Raw genomic sequence first — 17,175 nt, 5'->3', positions numbered from 1 at the left:
GCGATGCCCGAGTACCTGAGTCCCGGCGTCTACGTCGAGGAGATCGCCGCGGGCCCCCGCCCGATCGCGGGCGTCAGCACCAGCACGGCCGGCATGGTCGGTGTGACCGCGCGCGGCCCGGCGGCCGGCAAGCCGCAGCTGGTCACCACGTTCCTGGAGTTCCAGGACACGTTCGGCGGCTTCCTGCCCGAGCCGGACGCGGGCGTCCGCGACCGGTGGGAGCAGGACGCGGCCGAAGGCGGCCGGTGGTGGCACTTCCCGCTCGCGGTGAAGGGCTTCTTCGACAACGGCGGCCAGCGCCTGTACGTCAAGCGGGTGGTCAGCGGCACCGCGGTCGCGGCGTCCGGCGCGCTCGGCCGCGGCCTGGTCAGCGAGATCACCCGCGACGCGGCGGCCGGCGCGTCGACCCTCGACCTGCGGCACCTGGTCGGTTTCAACGCCGGTGACACCGTCACGATCGTGCGCGGCGACACCGGCGACGAGATCGACTCCACGACCATCGCCGGATACTCCACCGCCGGGCCGCGGATCACGCTCGCCGCGCCATTGACCGCCGAGGTCCGCGCGGCGCGCGGCGACCACATCCGGATCGGTGGGCCGGTGTCCACCCCGCCCGCCGAGGGCACTCGCACGGTGAGCTTCGCCGCGGTCAGCCCCGGCGCGTGGGGGAGCACCCTCCAGGTCCGGGTCCGGCCGGTCGTCGGCGCCACGCTCACGCTGCTGCCGGCGGTCGCCGAGGGCCCGCTGTTCGTCACCCGGCTCGCCGAGGCCGCCGCACCGGACAGCGCGAGCGTGCTCGTCGACCCGGTCCCCGGCCTCGACGCCGGAGAACTGTCGGACGGCGCCTGGGTCACGATCGGCCAGGGCCGCTTCGCGGTCACCGTCGGCGCGCCCGACGACCAGGGGCGGATCCCGCTGACGTTCGCCTCCGGCACCACCCACCCCGCCTGGTCGCGCGGGCTGGGCGTGCGGCGCGTGCGCCGGGCCAACCCGGACGGCGCCAACGGCGAGATCCGCGTCGGCGGGGCATCCCGGCTGTACCCGGGAGCGGTGGTCCAGGTCGACAACGCCACCGCCCGGCCGGCACACTCGGTGACCACAGTGGACGGTGACAGGGTCACGTTCGACGCCCCGCTGGACGGCGACTTCTTCGAAGGCGACCGCGTCTTCCTCGCCGAGGCCGAGGTGCAGGTGCGGTTCACCGACGAGTCCGGCGACACCACCACCGAGACGTTCGGCAACCTGCGGCTGCGCGGCGACGAGCCGGGCAGCCTGGCCCGCACGGTCGCCGCCCGCTCGCGCCTGGTCCGGGCCACCGTGGAGCAGGAGTTCACCGGAAACCTGGACGAGTTTCCGTCCGGTCCCGGCGGCGGCTGGCTCACGCTGGCCGGCGGCGACGACGGCGACGACGGGCTGGACGTCGCGGACTTCGTCGGCGAGGACGGCGGCAGCGGCGCCCGCACCGGCATCGTCGCGCTCGAAGACATCGACGAGATCGCGATCTGCGCGGTGCCCGGCGTCTGGTCCGGCACGGTGCTGTCCGCGCTCGTCACGCACTGCGAGTCGCTGCGTGACCGGTTCGCCATCCTCGACCCGCGCAACGGGCTGAGCATCGAGGGCATCCAGGAGTTCCGCGAGCCGTACGACACCACCTACGCCGCCCTGTACTACCCGTGGCTGTTCACCCGCCACCCGGTCACCGGCGAGGACGTCGAGGTGGCCCCGTCCGGGTTCATGGCGGGCATCTACGCCCGCACCGACGTGGAGCGCGGCGTGCACAAGGCCCCCGCGAACGCGGTCATCCGCGGCATCCGCACCCGCGACGGCATCGCACAGGACGTCACCCGGCGCCACCAGGACCTGCTCAACCCCCGGGGCATCAACGCGCTGCGGTTCTTCCCCGGCGCCGGCCACCGGGTCTGGGGCGCCCGCACCCTCTCCTCGGACAGCGCCTGGAAGTACGTGAACGTGCGGCGGCTCTTCCTGTTCATCGAGGAGTCGATCGACGAGGGCACCCAGTGGGTTGTCTTCGAGCCCAACGCCGAGCCGCTGTGGGCGCTGGTCAAGCAGACGGTGGAAAACTTCCTCACCACCGTGTGGCGCTCCGGCGCGCTCGCCGGCACCACGCCGGACGAGGCGTTCTTCGTCGCCTGTGACCGCACCACGATGACCGAGGACGACCTGGCCAACGGCCGGCTCATCTGCGTCGTCGGCGTCGCGCCCGTCTACCCGGCCGAGTTCGTGGTCTTCCGGATCCAGCAGAAGACGCGGGAAACCCAGCTCGCCTGACCCTGACTCGTCGAAGAGAGGTACCACCGATGCCGCCCGTCATCCGGGACGACCCGTACGCCGTCTACAACTTCCAGGTCATCGTCACCAACGTCAGCGACGACGGGGTCGCGGTCTCCGGCTCCTTCAACGAGGTCAGCGGCCTGGAGCTGGAGATATCCCCGATCGAGTACCGCACCGGGTCCGAGGACATCACGATGCGGAAGCTGACCGGTCTGGTCAAGTACACGAACATCACGCTCAAGCGCGGGATCACCGGTCACATCGGCTTCTGGCAGTGGATCGTCGAGGCGCTCAACGGCCGGGTGCGGCGCACCTCCGGCTCGATCGTCATGCTCGACGAAAACCGGCAGGAGGCCATGCGCTGGAACTTCGACCGGGGCTGGCCGACCAAGTACACCGGGCCGACCCTGTCCGCCGGCAAGAACGAGGTCGCGATCGAGACCCTCGTGCTGGCCGTCGAGCGACTCGCGATCGCGCAGTAGCCGATGACCGCCGCCCTGCCCGGTCTGTCGCTGACCGCCGTGCCTCGCCGCGCCGAGCCGGAGCCGCTGCGCACCGACGTGGCCGCCCTGCTCGGACGCACCCGGCGCGGCCCGCTCGGCGTGCCGGTGCGGGTGGAGAGCTGGCCGGAGGCGCAGCGCGTGCTCGGTCCGCTGGACGGCGGCGCGGCCACACCGTACGCGCTGCGCGGGTTCTTCGAAAACGGCGGCCGCATAGCCTGGGTGGTGCGGGTGGCCGGGGCGAGCACCACCGCCGGTGCGCTGTGGACGGTCGGCGAGCCGGGCGACCCGGGGTGGCCGGCCCGGGCCGGTTTCCGCTACGCGCGCTACCGCGTGCGTGCCGCCAGCCCGGGCGCGTGGGCCAACAACACCCGGGTGTCGATCCGCTTCCGGGCCAGCAGCGTCGCCGGCCCGCCCGCGCTGACCGTGCGGGTGGCGCCGCCCGCCGAGCCGGCCGAGACGTTCACCGTGATACGGCCGGCCGACGTCGTGGAGGCGCTCGCCGGATCGCGGCTGATCCGCCTGGAGCCGGACGGGCCGCCGGCGCCGCCCGGGGCCACCGGCCCGCGCGGGCCGCTCGCGGCGGGCTGGGACGTGGTGCTCGGCACCGGCGACGAGCGGGGGACCGACGCGCCGCCCGGCCCGGACGACTACGCGCACGCCGTCCAAGCCGTCGCGGACCTGCCCGAGCCGGCCCTGGTCGCCCTGCCGGACCTCGGCGGCGACCTGCCCGAACCGGCCCGCACCGGCACCGCCCTCGCCCTGCTGGCGACGCTCGCACCGCTCGCCGACCGCCTGGTGGTGCTCGACGTGCCGGAAGACGACGCGGAGGCCGCACTGTCCTGGGTGGACGGTCTGGCCGCGACCGGCGACCCGGACCTGCTCGCCGCGGCGGCCGCCTACCATCCGCGGCTGGTCGTCCCCGACCCGGCCGGCGGGCCTGGCGCGCCGACCCGCGCGGTGCCGGCCAGCGGCCACGTGCTCGGGCTGATCGCCCGCCTCGACGCCGAGCGCGGCGCACCCCACACACCGGCGAACGCGGTGCTGCTCGACGCCGTGGACATCGCCGTCACGCTGCCCGATCCACAGCAGGCGCGCCTTTTCGAGGCGGGCGTCAACCTGCTCCGGTGCGCGCCCGGCCGCGGCCTGCGGGTGTGGGGCGGGCGGACGCTGGCCACCGCGCCCGGCCGCCGCTACGTCGCCCACCGCCGCCTCGTGCACTTGCTGGTCCGCGCGCTGCGCCGGGTCGCCGACCCGCTCGTCTTCGACGTCAACGGGCCCGAGCTGCGCCTGGCCCTCGTGCGCGGCGTGACCTCGGTGCTGCTGGAGGCGTTCCGCGGGGGCTCGCTCGCCGGCGCCCGCGCGGAGGAGGCGTTCCGGGTCACCTGCGACGCCAGCAACAACCCACCCACCCAGGACCCGGCGCTGGTCTTCTGCGACGTCGAGGTGGCGCCGGCGACGCCGATGGAGTTCATCCGGCTCCGGCTGGTGCTCGGCCAGGACCGCGGGCTGGAGGTGATCGAGGCATGACCGCGCCCGACCCGCTGCTCAAGTACCGGTTCCTGGTCACGCTCGACCCCGGCGACGCCTACCTGCCGCCGGCGCAGGCGCGGCTGCTGCCGATGGTCGCGGCCGGCGCGTTCCAGGAGGTGGCCGGGCTCGGCGGCCAGCTGGAGGTGCTCGCCTACGCCGAGGGCGGCCGCAACGACTCCACCCTCCAGCTGCCGGTGCGGCACGCCTGGAACAGGCTCACGCTCAAGCGCGGCGTGGCCCGCGACACGAGCCTGTTCGCCTGGTACGCGGCAGGCCTCGCCGACTCGCTCGGCGCCAGACGCGACGGCGCGGTGATCCTGCTGTCGCCGGACGGGGTGCCGGCGGTCGCCTGGGCGTTTCGCGGCGGGCTGGCGGCCAAGTGGTCCGGCCCCGACCTGCACGCCGAGCAGAACGGCGTCGCGGTCGAGGCACTGGAAATCGCTCACGAAGGGCTGACACAAGTGGGACAGGTCAGGTGACGCGGCCGTGGCAACGGTGACCATCCACCACCTCGAGGTGCGCTTCCAGGTGAGCGGCGACGACGACCAGGCCGTGTTCACCCGCCTCTTCGAGCGGCACATCAACGCCTGGTGCCGCGCCTACGAGGAGCAGTGCGCCCGGGAGAAGCGCGGCGCGATGGAGCGCGGCTTCGGCGACCGGAAGGCGAAGCGGTGACCGCGCCCGTCTCCGCGGCCGGCCGCGGCGCCGCCCTGGCCCGGCTGGAGATCGTGCGGCCGGAGATCGCCGACGAGCGGGCCCGCCGCGTGCCGCTGCGCTTCAACCCCACCGACTACAAGCTCAGCAAGGCCAACACGTTCGCCGAGATCGCCATCCCCGGGCTGGAGTCGCCGCCGATCCAGTACGTGCGCGGCGGCAGCGAGACGCTCAGCGTCGAGGCCCTGGTCGACACCTCCGACACGCTCGAAGACGTGCGCGCCAAGTACGTCGAACGGCTGCGCGGGCTGATGAGGCCGGACAGCCGCGAGCACGCCCCGCCGATCGTGCGCTTCGTGTGGGGCCGCTCGGTGTTCACCGGCGTGCTGGAGAAGCTCGACATCACGTACCAGCTGTTCCTGCCCGACGGCACACCGCTGCGGGCGAAACTTGACATCGGCCTCAAGGAGTACCGGCCGGCGGCCGTGCAGGCGATGGACCCGCCGCGCTCGTCGCCCACGGTGGAGAAGAGCTACCTGGTGCGCCGCGGCGACACGCTCAGCAGCATCGCCGCCGCCCTCTACCGCCAGCCCGACGCGTGGCGGGAGCTGGCCCGCGCCAACGGCATCACCGACCCCCGCGACCTGCGCCCCGGCCAGGTGCTGACGGTACCGAGGTTGCCATGACCGCACCGGCCAACCTCGTCGAGGTCGCCTCCCCGGACCGGTACGCGCCGGACTTCCGGGTCGAGATCGAGGGCCTCGAACTCGACCCCACCACCAAGAACGACATCATCGACGTCAAGGTGCACCGCGACCTGGAGGAGATGTCCGGCTTCGAGCTGACCCTCAACAACTGGGACGACGTGCTGCTGCGCTTCAAGCACAGCGACTCGCCACGGTTCACGCTCGGCCGGCGGGTGGTCATCCAGCTCGGGTACGGCGGCACGCTGCTCACCGTCGCCACCGGCGCGATCACCACGATCAGCCCCACCTTCCCGGACGCCGGCTCGCCGACCGTCGCGGTCAGCGGCGTCGACGGGCTGGTCAAGCTCAAGGACCGCAAGCCCGCCGGCACCGAGCCGAAGGTGTACCGCGGCAAGACCGACTGGCAGATCGCCCAGGAGGTCGGGCAGCGCAACAAGCTGCGGGTCGTGGTGACCGAGAGCGGGCCCGCGCACGAGCAGGTCGTGCAGAAGAACCAGGACGACGCCACGTTCCTGATGGAGCGGGCCAAGCGGGTCGACTTCGACTGCTTCCTGCTGCCCGACCCGGACAGCGGCCAGGACACCCTCTACTTCATCCGGCCCACCGACGGGCGGGACGGGCGGCCGGTGCGGGTCTACCGGCTCGCGTACGCCCCCGGTCTCGCCACCGGCCCGAGCGGCCAGCCCGCGGACCTGATCCCCAACCTGATCACCTTCACGCCCACGCTCACCGTCTCCGGACAGGTCGGCAAGGTGACCGTGCGCGGCTGGGATCCCCGCACCAAACAGGCGATCGCGTTCACCGCGGACGCCTCGCACGTGCCGCCCTCGGCGGACGGCACCGGCGAGAACGGTCCGTCCTCGGCCGACTCGGCGATGGGCGGGCGGCAGGACGTGGTCGTGGACGCGCCGGTCGCCAGCGACGAGGAGGCCCGCGAGCTGGCGGTGAGCCTGCTGCGCGAGCGGGCGTACGAGTTCGTCACCGCCACCGGCCGGGTCGCCGGCCTGCCCGAGCTGCGGCCCGGCGACAACCTGGAGATCTACGGCCTGGGCCGCCGCTTCTCCGGGAGCTACTTCGTCAAGCGGGTCGACCACACGCTCGACTCCGGCGGCTTCTTCACCGAGTTCACCGCCCGGCGGATCCACGATGGAGGGACGCGATGAGCTCGCTCGCCGCCCGACCGGTCCACGATGGAGGGACGCGATGACGTGGGTCGAATCGCGGTCGCGGAGCGCCGACCAGCGCTACTACGGCGTGGTGGAGGCGCTCGTCGAGGAGGTCGACGGCGACGACGAGGCGCGTGTGAAGCTGCGCTTCCCGTGGTTCGACGACGGCACCGTGACCGACTGGTGCCGGGTCAGCCAGCTCTACGCCGGCGGCGGCTACGGCGCGGTATTCGTACCGGAGAAGGGCGACGAGGTGCTCGTCGCGTTCGTACACGGCGACATGCGCTTCCCGATCGTGCTCGGCGGCCTCTACAACGGCGCCGACAAGCCGCCCACCAGTCGCCGCGACGGCCAGGACCGCAAGATGATCCGCACCCGGCACGGGCACGAGCTGGTCTTCGACGACCAGGAGTCGCAGGCCGCGGTCCGGGTCACGTCGGCGGCCGGGCACGTGGTCGAGCTCGACGACGCCGGCAAGGCCATCCGCGTCAAGGCGGCCGGCGGCGGCAGCGTCTCCGTCCAGGCCGACGGCGCGATCACCCTGGAGTCGTCCACCGCCATCACGCTCAAGGCGCCCACCGTCAACCTCGGCGACCCCACCACCGACCCGGTCGTGCTCGGCGGCAAGCTCACCCAGGCGTTCGCCAGCCACGTCCACCCGGCCGGCACGCCCAACACCGGCCCGCCGACCCCGCCGGCGCCGCCGTTCGTGTCCGGGGTGGTGAAAACCGCATGACAGACGATTTCCTGGGTACCGGCTGGCGGTTCCCGATCCTGCCGGACGAGGCCGGACGGCTGCCGTACGCCAGCGGCGAGGAGAGCATCGCCCACTGCCTGCGCGCGCTGCTGCTGACCGGGCTCGGCGAGCGGGTGATGCGCCCCGACTTCGGCACCCGCGCGCCGGACCTCGTGTTCGCGCCGGACAGCGTCCAGAACCTGCACGACCTGGAGGACTCGATCCGCGACGCGGTGCGGCAGTTCGAGCCGCGGGTCGAGCTCGACGACGTGCGCGCCGAGGTGTCGCCCGGCGAGGAGGGCGTGGTCACGGTCTCGGTGACGTACCGGATCCGGCGCACCAACACCCGCGCCAACCTCGTCTTTCCGTACTACCTCGGGCTCGTGGGGGGTTGACCGTGACCGTGCCGCTCCCGCGCCTGGACGACCTCACCTGGGACGCCCTCATGACGGCGACCCGGCAACGCATCCCCGCCGAGTCGGGCGGGGCGTGGACGCTGCACGCGCCCGCCGACCCCGGTGTGACCGTTCTCGAGGTCCTCGCGTACCTGCTCGAACAGCGCCTCTACTGGCTCGACCAGGTGCCCGACGCGCTGGTCGTCGCGGTGCTGCGCCTGCTCGGCGTGCCCGGCCCGGCACCGGCCCGGTCGGCGGCCACGGTGCTGCGGCTGTCCGGTTCCGCCCCGGCCGGCACCGTGTTCTCCCGCGACCCGCTCGAATGGGTGACATTCACCCTCGACGACGACGTGACCGCGGTGCCGGTCGACCGGGTCGCGGTCTGGGTCGACGGCCGGGACCACGGCGCCGACCTGGGCGCCGGCCGCGGCGTGCCGCTGCTGCCCGCCGGCGGCGGCCCGGGGGAGTTCCGGATCGCGCTCGACGGCGCGTCGGCCGCCCCGGGCGCCGTGCTGTCGCTGCTGTTCGACCTGGACACGCCGAGCGGCGTGTCTCCACAGTGGAGCGCGGATGCGGCCGACGTGCCACCTCCCGCGAAGCTGACCTGGTCGTGGTCCCTTGTGGACGACGGCACCGCCGGGCTGCGCCGCTCCGGCATCGTGCGGCTGCGGGTGCCCGCCGGCGGCGAGCTCGTGGTCCGCACCCGCGACGCGTCCTACGCCTCGCCGCCGGTGCTGCGCCAGCTCGTGCCCAACACCGGCATCGCCACCCACCGGGAGACCCGCACGGTCACCGGCGCCGACCTCGCCGACCAGCTCGACCGGTGGCTGCGCCTGCCCGGCCAGCACCTCGACCTGCCCGACGCGCGGGGCGTGCTGCTCGCCGCCGCGCCGCGCCTGCGCCGCGGCGGCATCGCGCGCGAGTGGAAACCGGTGCCGGACTTCACGTTCGCCGGTCCGGGAGACCCGGTGTTCGTGCTGGACCGGTCCGAGGGCGCGATCCGCTTCGGCGACGGCCTGACCGGCGCCATCCCGGTGCACGACCCGGTCGCCGACGACCCGGCCGCCGTCGAGGTCGAGTACGTGCGCGGCGGCGGCGCGGCCGGCAACGGCGGGCTGACCGGCAACTGGTGGGTCGTCGGCCGGCCCGACGGCGCGGTCACCGCCGCCAACGTGGTGCCGGCCGAGGGCGGGCGCGACCCGGAGACCGTCGACCAGGCCCGCCGCCGCGCCGGCGAGGAGCTGTCCCGGGTGACCCGCGCGGTCACCGCCGCCGACTTCGCTGAGCTGGCCGGCGGCACCCCCGGCGTCGCCGTCGGACGGTCCTATGTGGGCATCGGCGAGCACCCCGGCTACCCCCGCGACACCGTGCCCGGCGCGGTCACCGTGCGCGTCGTGCCGTCCGTGGCCGAGGGCACGCCCGCGCCGCGACCCGACCCGGGGATGCTCGTCGCGGTCCGGAAGCACCTGGAGCGGGCCCGCCTCGTCGGCACCGAGCTGTACGTGTGCCGCCCCCGCTACCGCGCCACCGCGCTGCGGGTCGACCTCGCCGCCAGGCCGGCCGACCCGGCCCGCGTGCGGTCCGTGCTGCGCAGCGCCCTGGGCCGCTACCTCGACCCGCTGCGCGGCGGCGACGGCGGCGACGGCTGGCCGTTCGGCGGGCCGGTACGCCCCTCCGCGCTGCTGCGCGTCGCCCAGGCCGCGGTCGGCGACACCGCGGAGGTCACCGCCGTCGCGATCGGCCTCGACGGCGCACCGCCCACAGAGGACTGCGCCGACGTACCCCTGCGCCCCGGCGACCTGGTCGCCCTCACCGACGTCACGATCGGGGTGGCCGCATGAGCGAGCGAATCATCGGGCACTGTGCGCTTGGCGCCTCGTGCCCGCCCGCGGCGAAGCGAGGACGGGCATGAGCGACACCATGTGGTGGGAGCGGGCCGCCGCGGAGGGCGAGGGGCGCACCGTCCCCGGGCCGGGACCGACCGGCACCCAACCGGAGCTCGTCGAGGCGACCCGCGAGCGGGTGCGGGCGCAGATCGGCGCGCGGCTGCCCGCGTACACCCCGGACTGGAGCAACCCCGACCGGGCCGACGCCGGCGTCGCGCTCGTGCGGCTCTTCGGGGCCCAGGCCGAGCCGGTGCTGCGGCGCCTCAACCGGCTGCCCGAGAAGCTGCTCGCCGCCCACCTCGGCATCGCCGGGGTGCGACCGCTGCCGGCCACCCCGGCGACTGCGCTGCTCCAGTTCACCGTCACGCCGCCGGACGGGGCGTCGGTGCTCGTACCGGCCGGCTTCCAGGCCAGCGCGGCGCCGGCGCCCGGCACCGCCTTCGTCCCGGGCCAGCAGGTCGTCTTCGAGACCGACCGCGACCTCTACGCCACACCCGCCACGCTCGGCGCGGTCGCCGTCGCCGAGTCCGACCGGCTCGCCCTCGTCCCCGGCGCCGCGAGCGGGCAGGGCCGGCCGTTCGCGGCGTTCGGCGCCCGCCCCCGGCCCGGCAACGCGCTCTGGATCGGCCTGGCCGGCGGCGCCGCACCGTACCCGCTGCTCTCGGTCGGCCTGGTGCTCGCCGCGCCCGGCGGCGCGGACCCCGCCCCGCTGCTGCGCTGGCAGATCCTCGACGGCGGCCGGTACCTTCCCGCAGAGGTCGCCCGCGACGGCACCGCCGGGCTGACCGCCTCCGGGATCGTCGAGCTGCGACTGCCGCGCACCTGGCGCCCGGCCCGGCCGCCCGGCCCGCGCCCGCTGCCCGAGCTGCGGTGGCTGCGGGTGACCGTCGCGCACGGCGTGTTCGCGGTGCCGCCTGTGCTGACCGCCGTGCGGCTCAACCTCGTGCCCGCCACGGCCGTGCGCACGATCCGCGACGAGGTGCCCCAGCCCGTCCAAGGTGGACCGGCCGACGGGCGCACCCGCATGCGCCTCACCCAGGTGCCGATCGTGCCCGGCAGCGTCGCGGTCACCGTCGACGGGGACGCCGAAGGCGACGTCTTCGGCACGACCGCCGCCACACCCACCCGCTGGCGCGAGGTGGAGAGCCTGGCCGGCCGCGGCCCCGACGCGCGGGTGTTCACAGTGGACCACGCTACGGGCGAGCTCACGTTCGGCGACGGCGTCGACGGCGCCCGGGTGCCACTCGGCTTCCGCAACCTCGTCGCCGAACGCTACCGGGTCGGCGGCGGCGCGGCCGGCGGCGTGCGGGCCGGGCAGGTGAAGTCGCTGGTCACCTCGCTGCCGTTCGTCACCGGGGTGACCAACCCGTTCCCCGCCGAGGGCGGCGCCGACGCCCAGCCGGCCGAAGACGTCCTGCGCCGCGGACCCGAGCAGCTCGCCGCCCGCGGCCGCGCGGTCACCTCGGCCGACTACGCGCTGCTCGCCCTCCGCGCGCCCGGCGCGCTCGTCGCCCGCGCGCACGGGGTACCGGGACTGGATCCCGCCCGCCCCGGCCGCCCCGAACCGGGCGTGGTCGGCGTGCTCATCGTGCCGGGCGGGCCGCCCGTCGAGGGCGACCAGCCGCCGGTGCCGGACCGGCGCACGCTCCGCGCGGTCGCCGACCACCTCGCCGCCGTCGCCGCGCCCGCCGGGGTGCGGATCGCCACCGGCGCGCCCCGCTACCACCGGGTGACCGTCGAGGCGTGGCTGGTGCTCGACCCCGCCCTGGAACGGGCCGACGTGCTCACCCGCGCCGCCGACGACCTCACCACCTACCTGCACCCGGTGCGCGGCGGCTACCCGTTCGGCGCACCGATCCGGTACGTGACGCTCGTGCGGCGCCTGCTGGCCGTCCCGGGCGTGCGGGCGGTACCGCGGCTGCGCCTCGTCGTCGACGGCGTCGCCGCCCCGCCCTGCGCGGACCAGCCGCTGAAGCCGAACGCGCTGCCGTGGCCGGCCCGCCCCCTGTTGGTTCCGGTGGACGCGTCCGTGGGAGGTGCGGCATGACCTGCGGACCGGCGAAGGCGACCTTCCGGCTGCTCGACGCCTACGTGGGCTGGGACGACGCCGGTGTCACCGGCCTCGAAGGCCTGGACGACCCGGCCGGGCTGCGACTCGAGACGATCGGCGGCCGGCCGAGCCGGCAGGAGCTGCTCCCGTGGTTTCCCGACCCGCGCCTCGCGCCCGGCTGCCGCGACGGCAGCTGGTTCCTGGCCACTTCGTCCACTGTGCTGCGCCGCGACGGCGTGGGCTGCCCGTGGCTGCCGGTGTGGCCGCCGCACTGCGCCCCATCCGGACGGCCCGCCGCGGTCGCGACCGCCGGCCGGTGGCTCGCCGTCGCGAACCGGCACGGTCCGGTCCGGGTGTTCTGGCGGGAGGGGGAGACGGTCGTCACCGAGGTCTCCGGCCCGGCGCGGGTGCTCGCGCTGACCCGGCGCGGCGACCTCTACGTCGCCCGGGACGGCACGACCGACATCCGGCGCTACCGGGCCGGCGGCACCGACTTCGACGTGATCCGCACCGGCGTCACCGGCCGGATCGACGGGCTGCGGGTCGGCCGGGACCGTCGACTGTGGATTCTCACCACCGGCGGCAACGGCCCGCGGATCTGGGTGGACGGCCGCGCCGCCACCCTCGCCGAGCTGGCCGACGCCTTCCCGCCCAGCACGCTGGCGTCCACCTGGGACGGTGGTTTCTGCCTCGGCGGCGAGTGCTTCGACTGGGACGGCGCGCCGCTCGACGGGCCGCCACCGTCGGCCACCGGGCTCCAGGTGCGGGGGCGCCTCGACACCGCCGCGATCGACAGTGGACTGTCCCGCTGCCGCTGGCACCGGGTGGCGCTGGACGCGGACGTACCGGCCGGGACGGCGATCCGGGTGGCCGTGGCGGCCGGCGAGGACAGGGGCGCGGTACCCGAGCCGGGGGACTGGCACGAGGCTCCGGCCGGCGCGCTCGACTTCCTCGTCGACCAGCCGCCCGGCCGGTACCTCTTCCTGCGCCTGTGGCTCACCGGCGACGGCACGGCCACGCCGGTGGTCCGCCGCGTCCGGCTGGACTTCCCGCGCGCGACGAGCGCCGAGCTGCTGCCCGCGGCGTTCCGCGCGGACCCGGCGGCCGACGACTTCACCGAGCGGTTCATGTCCCTGTTCGACGCCACGCTCGACGGCATCGACCGGGTCATCGAGCGCTACCCGGCGCTGCTCGACGTGCGCGGCGTGCCGGACGCCGCCCTGCCGTGGCTCGGCGGCCTGCTCGGGCTCGCGTTCGAGGGCGGGTGGAGCGCGGACACCCGGCGGGAGCTGCTGGCGGCCGCCCCCGAGCTGTACCGCCGGCGCGGCACGCCAGGGGCGCTGCGCGAGGTGGTGCGTATCGTCGCCGGCGTCGAGCCGGTCGTGACCGAGCTCGCGACCGAGCGGGCGTGGCTCCGCCTCGGCGCCGGCGCCGGCGCCGGCTCCTGTGGCTGTGCCGGTGCCGGCTCCGGCGGGCGTGACGGCGCGTGCTCCCGTGGGGGTGACGGTGCGTGCTTCGGCAGGGGTGACGGCGCGTGCTCTTGCGGGTGTGGTGGCCGCGGGCGGGAGCGGGGTGACGGGCGGCTCGGGAGCGTGCGGCTGTTCGGCCGTTCCGCGGCCCGCTTCCGGGTCGGCACCTCCGGCCTGTCCGGCGCCCCCGTGCGCGGCGGCGGCGACCCGCACACCGACCCGCTGGCCGCGCACGCGTACCGGTTCCGGGTGGCGCTGCCGCCGCACGCGCCCACCACTGTGGACGACGCGGCGCTGCGCCGGCTCGTCGACGCCCAGGCGCCCGCGCACACCGCCGGCACCGTCCACCGCGGCGGGCTGGGCTGGGTGGTCGGCGTGTGGTCGGCGGTCGGTGTGGACACCGCGTTCACGGCGTTGCCGGCGCCGGTGCTCGGGCCGGTGGACGGCGGTGCGGCGGGTCGCGGCCGGCCCGTGCGGTTGGGCCGCTCCAGTGTGGTGGCGACGAGCCGGCGCGGGCCGCACCGCGCCATGGCCGTCGGCGAACGGGCGACGCTCGGTGTGGATTCGGTGTCGTGGTGAGGAATGTCGCGGTGACAAAACGGGAGGAAGAAACGATGACGGAGACACGAACCGGGTTCGACGTGCCCGAGCTGCGGCGGTTGCGATACTTCCACGGCCGGCTCCTCGGGGCCCGTGACCTTCAGCGCGAGCAGGAGTACTTCCGGGACAAGCTCAAGCTGCGCATGCGCTACCTGCTCGGGTACGGCGTCGTATGTGGACTGTTCGTCGAGCCGGTCGCCGGGTCGAAGGAGGCCGACGCGTCCGCCGCGAAGACGACCGAACGCGTCGCCAAGGTGCGGATCACGCCGGGCCTGGGCGTCGACGCGTACGGCAACGAGATCGTGGTGCGGGACGCCTGCGAGCTCGACCTGTGGGACGCGCTCGCCGGCTCCGCGCACACCACCACGACCGACCCGAAGACCGTGTGGGTCGGCGTGGAGTACGAAGAGGACCCGGTCGACAAGACCCGCACCATCTTCACCTCCGACTGCGGCGACACCACCGACTGCGACTTCGGCTGGACCCGCGAGACGTACCGGATCCGGGTCACCGCCGACCGCCCGGAGGCCGACCGCCGCTGCGACACCTGCGGCGACCTCCACGGCGAGGGCAGCGGGATCCTGTGGCTGGCCCGGATCGACGACATCGACTGGCACAAGCCGCTGAAGGCCGCGCAGATCGACCAGAGCATCCGGCGCCCGTTCGGCCGGCGGGTGCCCACGGTCATCACCGGGATCAACTGGCGGCACGGCCACACCTACACCGTCAGCGAGGCCAAGGAGCTGCTCGGCACCGTCGACGACAAGGGCGGCCTCGTGATCCGCTTCTCCGACGACATCCGGGTCGACTCGCTGCGCCGCGGCGTCATCGACATCCAGGTGATCGAGGGCGGCGCGGGCAAGAACGCGGACTCCTGGTTCATGGGCGGCGAGTTCACCGGGCTGCCGAAGACCGAGTTCACCCGCGAGTTCCGCTTCCGGCAGACCACCCGGGAGACGCTCCAGGACGACGACCGCGTGCTCATCACCGTGCGCTCGGCGTTCCTGCTCGACCGCTGCTGCCGCCCGGTGGACGGCACGCACGTCGGTGGGAAGGTCCCCTACCTGCGGCCGCGGTCCGAAAAGGACGCCGACGCCGAGCCGGACGTGGACACCGCGACCGACGTCGGCTGCGCCCTGCCGCCGTCCGGCATCGGGCCGTGGACCTCCGGCGTGGGGCTCGGCGGGGATGTGTTCGAGAGCTGGTTCTTCGTGAGGGAAGGCTGACATGGCTGTCACGGCTCCGGCCCGGTCGGGCTGCGGGTGCGGGCGGTGCGGCGGTGCGGACACGCACCCGTCCACCGGCTTCACACGGCCGCGTTTCTACGCTGGCCAGCTGCTCACCGAGGACGACCTCCAGGCGCTGACCGGGTACGTCACCGGCAAGGACCGGCTGCGCAACAGGCTCCTGTTCGGACCCGGCGTGGTCTGCGGGCTGCACGTCGCCTGCGACCCCTGCGGCGGCGGTGTGGTCACCGTGCGCCCCGGGTACGCCATCGACCCGTGCGGCAACGACATCGTGGTCGGCTGCGCGGAGAAGGTTGACGTGGTCGCGCTCGTCCGCGACCTGCGGGTGCGCTCGCTCGGCGCGGACTGCGGCGACCCCTGCTCCGCCGACGGCGACCGCGTCTACGGGCTCTACGTGCGGTACACGGAGGAGGCGATCGAGCCGATCGCTCCATACGCGACGGACGAGAGCGCGCCGGGAGACGGCTGCGTGCCGTCCCGCGTCCGCGAGACGTACCGCTTCGTCGTGCGCTGCCTCGACGAGGATGGCGACCCGCGGTACACGCCCGGGAAGGCGATCGCCGCCCGTCTCGGCGACGCCGAGCCGCTGGCCGCGGAGCGGGCCCGCGCGGCCCGGCTCGCCGCCTACCGCCGGCCGCTGGGCGGGGCGGTGCGCGCCGCCGCCGCGCCGGTCCTCTTCGACGGCGACACCCGGGACCGCTGGGAGGCCGCCGCCCAGGACCTCGGCGGGCTCGGCTCACCGCCCACGCTCGAGCAGGCCCGGCTGGCCACCGAACACGTGCGGGTGCTCGCCGGCGCGGTGGCCGCCTTCGACACCTACGACCAGGCCAGCCAGGCCGAGCTGGTCCGCCAGTACGGGGTGGACGCCACGGCCGCCCGCGCCCTGCTCGCCTCCTCGGTGTCCACCTTGGACGGGCTGGACGCCGAAGCGGTGTGGCCCGACCCGGCGCGGCGCGCGATGGCCGCGGCCGTCCTGGCCGAGACCCAGGAGCGGGTCGTCGACCAGCGGGTCGAGGGCGCGCCGCTGGAGGCGCGGCTCGTGGCACAGGGCGCCCCGCTCAGCTACGCCATGCGGGCCGAGCTGATCGCCGACCTGGCCCGCACCCGGCACTGGCTGCTCGGCCGCCTCGACCGCGACCGGGAGCTGGCCGACTGCGGCATCCGCGAGGCGGTCGCCCGCGCCGACCTGCCGCCCGCGCTGCCCGACGAGCCGCCCCCGGGCCGGGAGGTGGCCGGCGCGACCGAGCTGAGCCTCGCGTCGGCGGCGGCCGGGCGGCTGTCCACCGCGCTGACCCGGTACGTGACCGACGTGGCCTGCGCCAGCGTGCTGCCGCCCTGCGCGCCGGCCAACGACGGCGACGTGCTGCTCGCCCGCCTCGAACTCAGCGACTGCGAGGTGCTCCGGGCGTGCGCCGCCGAGCGTCCACAGTGGCTGCCCGGCGGTCCGGGGTACGCGGCCTGGGCGCCGGTGCTGTACCAGGCGCGGGAGCTGGCGGAGGAGGTCTGCTGCGAGCCGCTGCCGGTCGCGGGCGACCCGCCGCCACCCGCGCAAGGGGGCGCGCCGGTCGCGCTGGAGTGGGTGCACGGCCTGCTCGACGGCCCGCCCGCCGACTCCAAACTGGACGAGCTGCTCGCCCTGCTGGCACCCGCGCCGGCGGTCCCGCCGGCGGCGGACGTCGACCTGCGGCGGGAGGTGGCCGAGCTGCGCTCGCTCGTCAAGTCACTGGCGTCGGCGGTGCGTTCCACATCGGTCCTCGACGCCGCGGAGGAGCCCGAGGCGACGCCGGAGCCCGAGCCCTCGCCCGAGCCCTCGCCTCCGGCGAAGGCCCAACAGCGGGCGAAGGCGGTGCCGGAGCCCGAACCTGAGCCGTCGCCTCCGGCGAAGGCGGTTCCGCGCAAGGCGACCCGGGGCCGGCGGACCGGCGGGCAGGAGGGCTGAC

General features: G+C 75.2%; 14 protein-coding genes. All 14 read left to right on the top strand.

The features are described 5' to 3' along the window. Positions 1-3 precede the first annotated feature (3 nt). The 14 genes from ACTMTJ_RS13720 to ACTMTJ_RS13655 all read left to right on the top strand — a co-directional run bounded on the left by ACTMTJ_RS13720 (position 4) and on the right by ACTMTJ_RS13655 (position 17,174). Positions 4-2,289 (top strand): phage tail sheath family protein, encoded by a 2,286-nt coding sequence (locus ACTMTJ_RS13720; protein ID WP_441216737.1) that lies wholly within the window; start codon positions 4-6, stop codon positions 2,287-2,289. Between the two features lie 29 nt (positions 2,290-2,318). Further along, a complete protein-coding gene (locus ACTMTJ_RS13715; protein ID WP_441216736.1) occupies positions 2,319-2,774 on the top strand; it encodes a phage tail protein in 456 nt (151 codons plus the stop codon). 3 nt (positions 2,775-2,777) lie between these two features. Next, positions 2,778-4,322 carry a phage tail sheath subtilisin-like domain-containing protein gene (locus tag ACTMTJ_RS13710; protein ID WP_441216735.1) on the top strand — a complete coding sequence of 515 codons (1,545 nt, stop codon included), beginning with the start codon at positions 2,778-2,780 and terminating at the stop codon, positions 4,320-4,322. Further along, positions 4,319-4,804, top strand: coding sequence for a phage tail protein (locus ACTMTJ_RS13705; RefSeq protein WP_441216734.1), 486 nt, complete (start codon positions 4,319-4,321; stop codon positions 4,802-4,804). The genes ACTMTJ_RS13710 and ACTMTJ_RS13705 overlap by 4 nt, the downstream gene beginning before the upstream one ends. Positions 4,805-4,811: 7 nt before the next feature. Next, entirely contained in the window at positions 4,812-5,000 is a 189-nt protein-coding gene (locus tag ACTMTJ_RS13700; RefSeq protein ID WP_441216733.1) for a putative phage tail protein, read from the top strand. Continuing rightward, on the top strand, positions 4,997-5,665 hold the full coding sequence (locus ACTMTJ_RS13695) for a CIS tube protein (protein ID WP_441216732.1): 669 nt from the start codon (positions 4,997-4,999) through the stop codon (positions 5,663-5,665). Before ACTMTJ_RS13700 ends, ACTMTJ_RS13695 begins: the two co-directional genes overlap by 4 nt. Continuing rightward, entirely contained in the window at positions 5,662-6,849 is a 1,188-nt protein-coding gene (locus ACTMTJ_RS13690; RefSeq protein WP_441216731.1) for a phage late control D family protein, read from the top strand. Before ACTMTJ_RS13695 ends, ACTMTJ_RS13690 begins: the two co-directional genes overlap by 4 nt. A gap of 40 nt (positions 6,850-6,889) precedes the next feature. Then, entirely contained in the window at positions 6,890-7,588 is a 699-nt protein-coding gene (locus tag ACTMTJ_RS13685) for a phage baseplate assembly protein V (protein WP_441216730.1), read from the top strand. Beyond that, positions 7,585-7,983 (top strand): GPW/gp25 family protein, encoded by a 399-nt coding sequence (locus ACTMTJ_RS13680; protein WP_441216729.1) that lies wholly within the window; start codon positions 7,585-7,587, stop codon positions 7,981-7,983. The genes ACTMTJ_RS13685 and ACTMTJ_RS13680 overlap by 4 nt, the downstream gene beginning before the upstream one ends. Positions 7,984-7,985: 2 nt before the next feature. Next, positions 7,986-9,824, top strand: coding sequence for a baseplate J/gp47 family protein (locus tag ACTMTJ_RS13675; RefSeq protein WP_441216728.1), 1,839 nt, complete (start codon positions 7,986-7,988; stop codon positions 9,822-9,824). A gap of 67 nt (positions 9,825-9,891) precedes the next feature. Next, positions 9,892-11,916 (top strand): putative baseplate assembly protein, encoded by a 2,025-nt coding sequence (locus ACTMTJ_RS13670; protein WP_441216727.1) that lies wholly within the window; start codon positions 9,892-9,894, stop codon positions 11,914-11,916. Continuing rightward, positions 11,913-13,967: a phage tail protein gene (locus tag ACTMTJ_RS13665; protein ID WP_441216726.1), complete on the top strand. Its 2,055-nt coding sequence runs from the start codon at positions 11,913-11,915 to the stop codon at positions 13,965-13,967. Before ACTMTJ_RS13670 ends, ACTMTJ_RS13665 begins: the two co-directional genes overlap by 4 nt. 35 nt (positions 13,968-14,002) lie before the next feature. Beyond that, complete coding sequence (locus ACTMTJ_RS13660; RefSeq protein WP_441216725.1) at positions 14,003-15,214, top strand: hypothetical protein; 1,212 nt, start codon at positions 14,003-14,005, stop codon at positions 15,212-15,214. A 1-nt stretch (position 15,215) separates the two neighbouring features. Continuing rightward, positions 15,216-17,174: a hypothetical protein gene (locus ACTMTJ_RS13655; protein WP_441216724.1), complete on the top strand. Its 1,959-nt coding sequence runs from the start codon at positions 15,216-15,218 to the stop codon at positions 17,172-17,174. Position 17,175: the final 1 nt, after the last annotated feature.

This window comes from Phytohabitans sp. LJ34, assembly GCF_052068095.1.
Taxonomy (GTDB): Bacteria; Actinomycetota; Actinomycetes; order Mycobacteriales; family Micromonosporaceae; genus Phytohabitans.
Note: the sequence above shows the minus strand (reverse complement) of the source record. Positions and strands in the feature narration are given on the sequence as shown.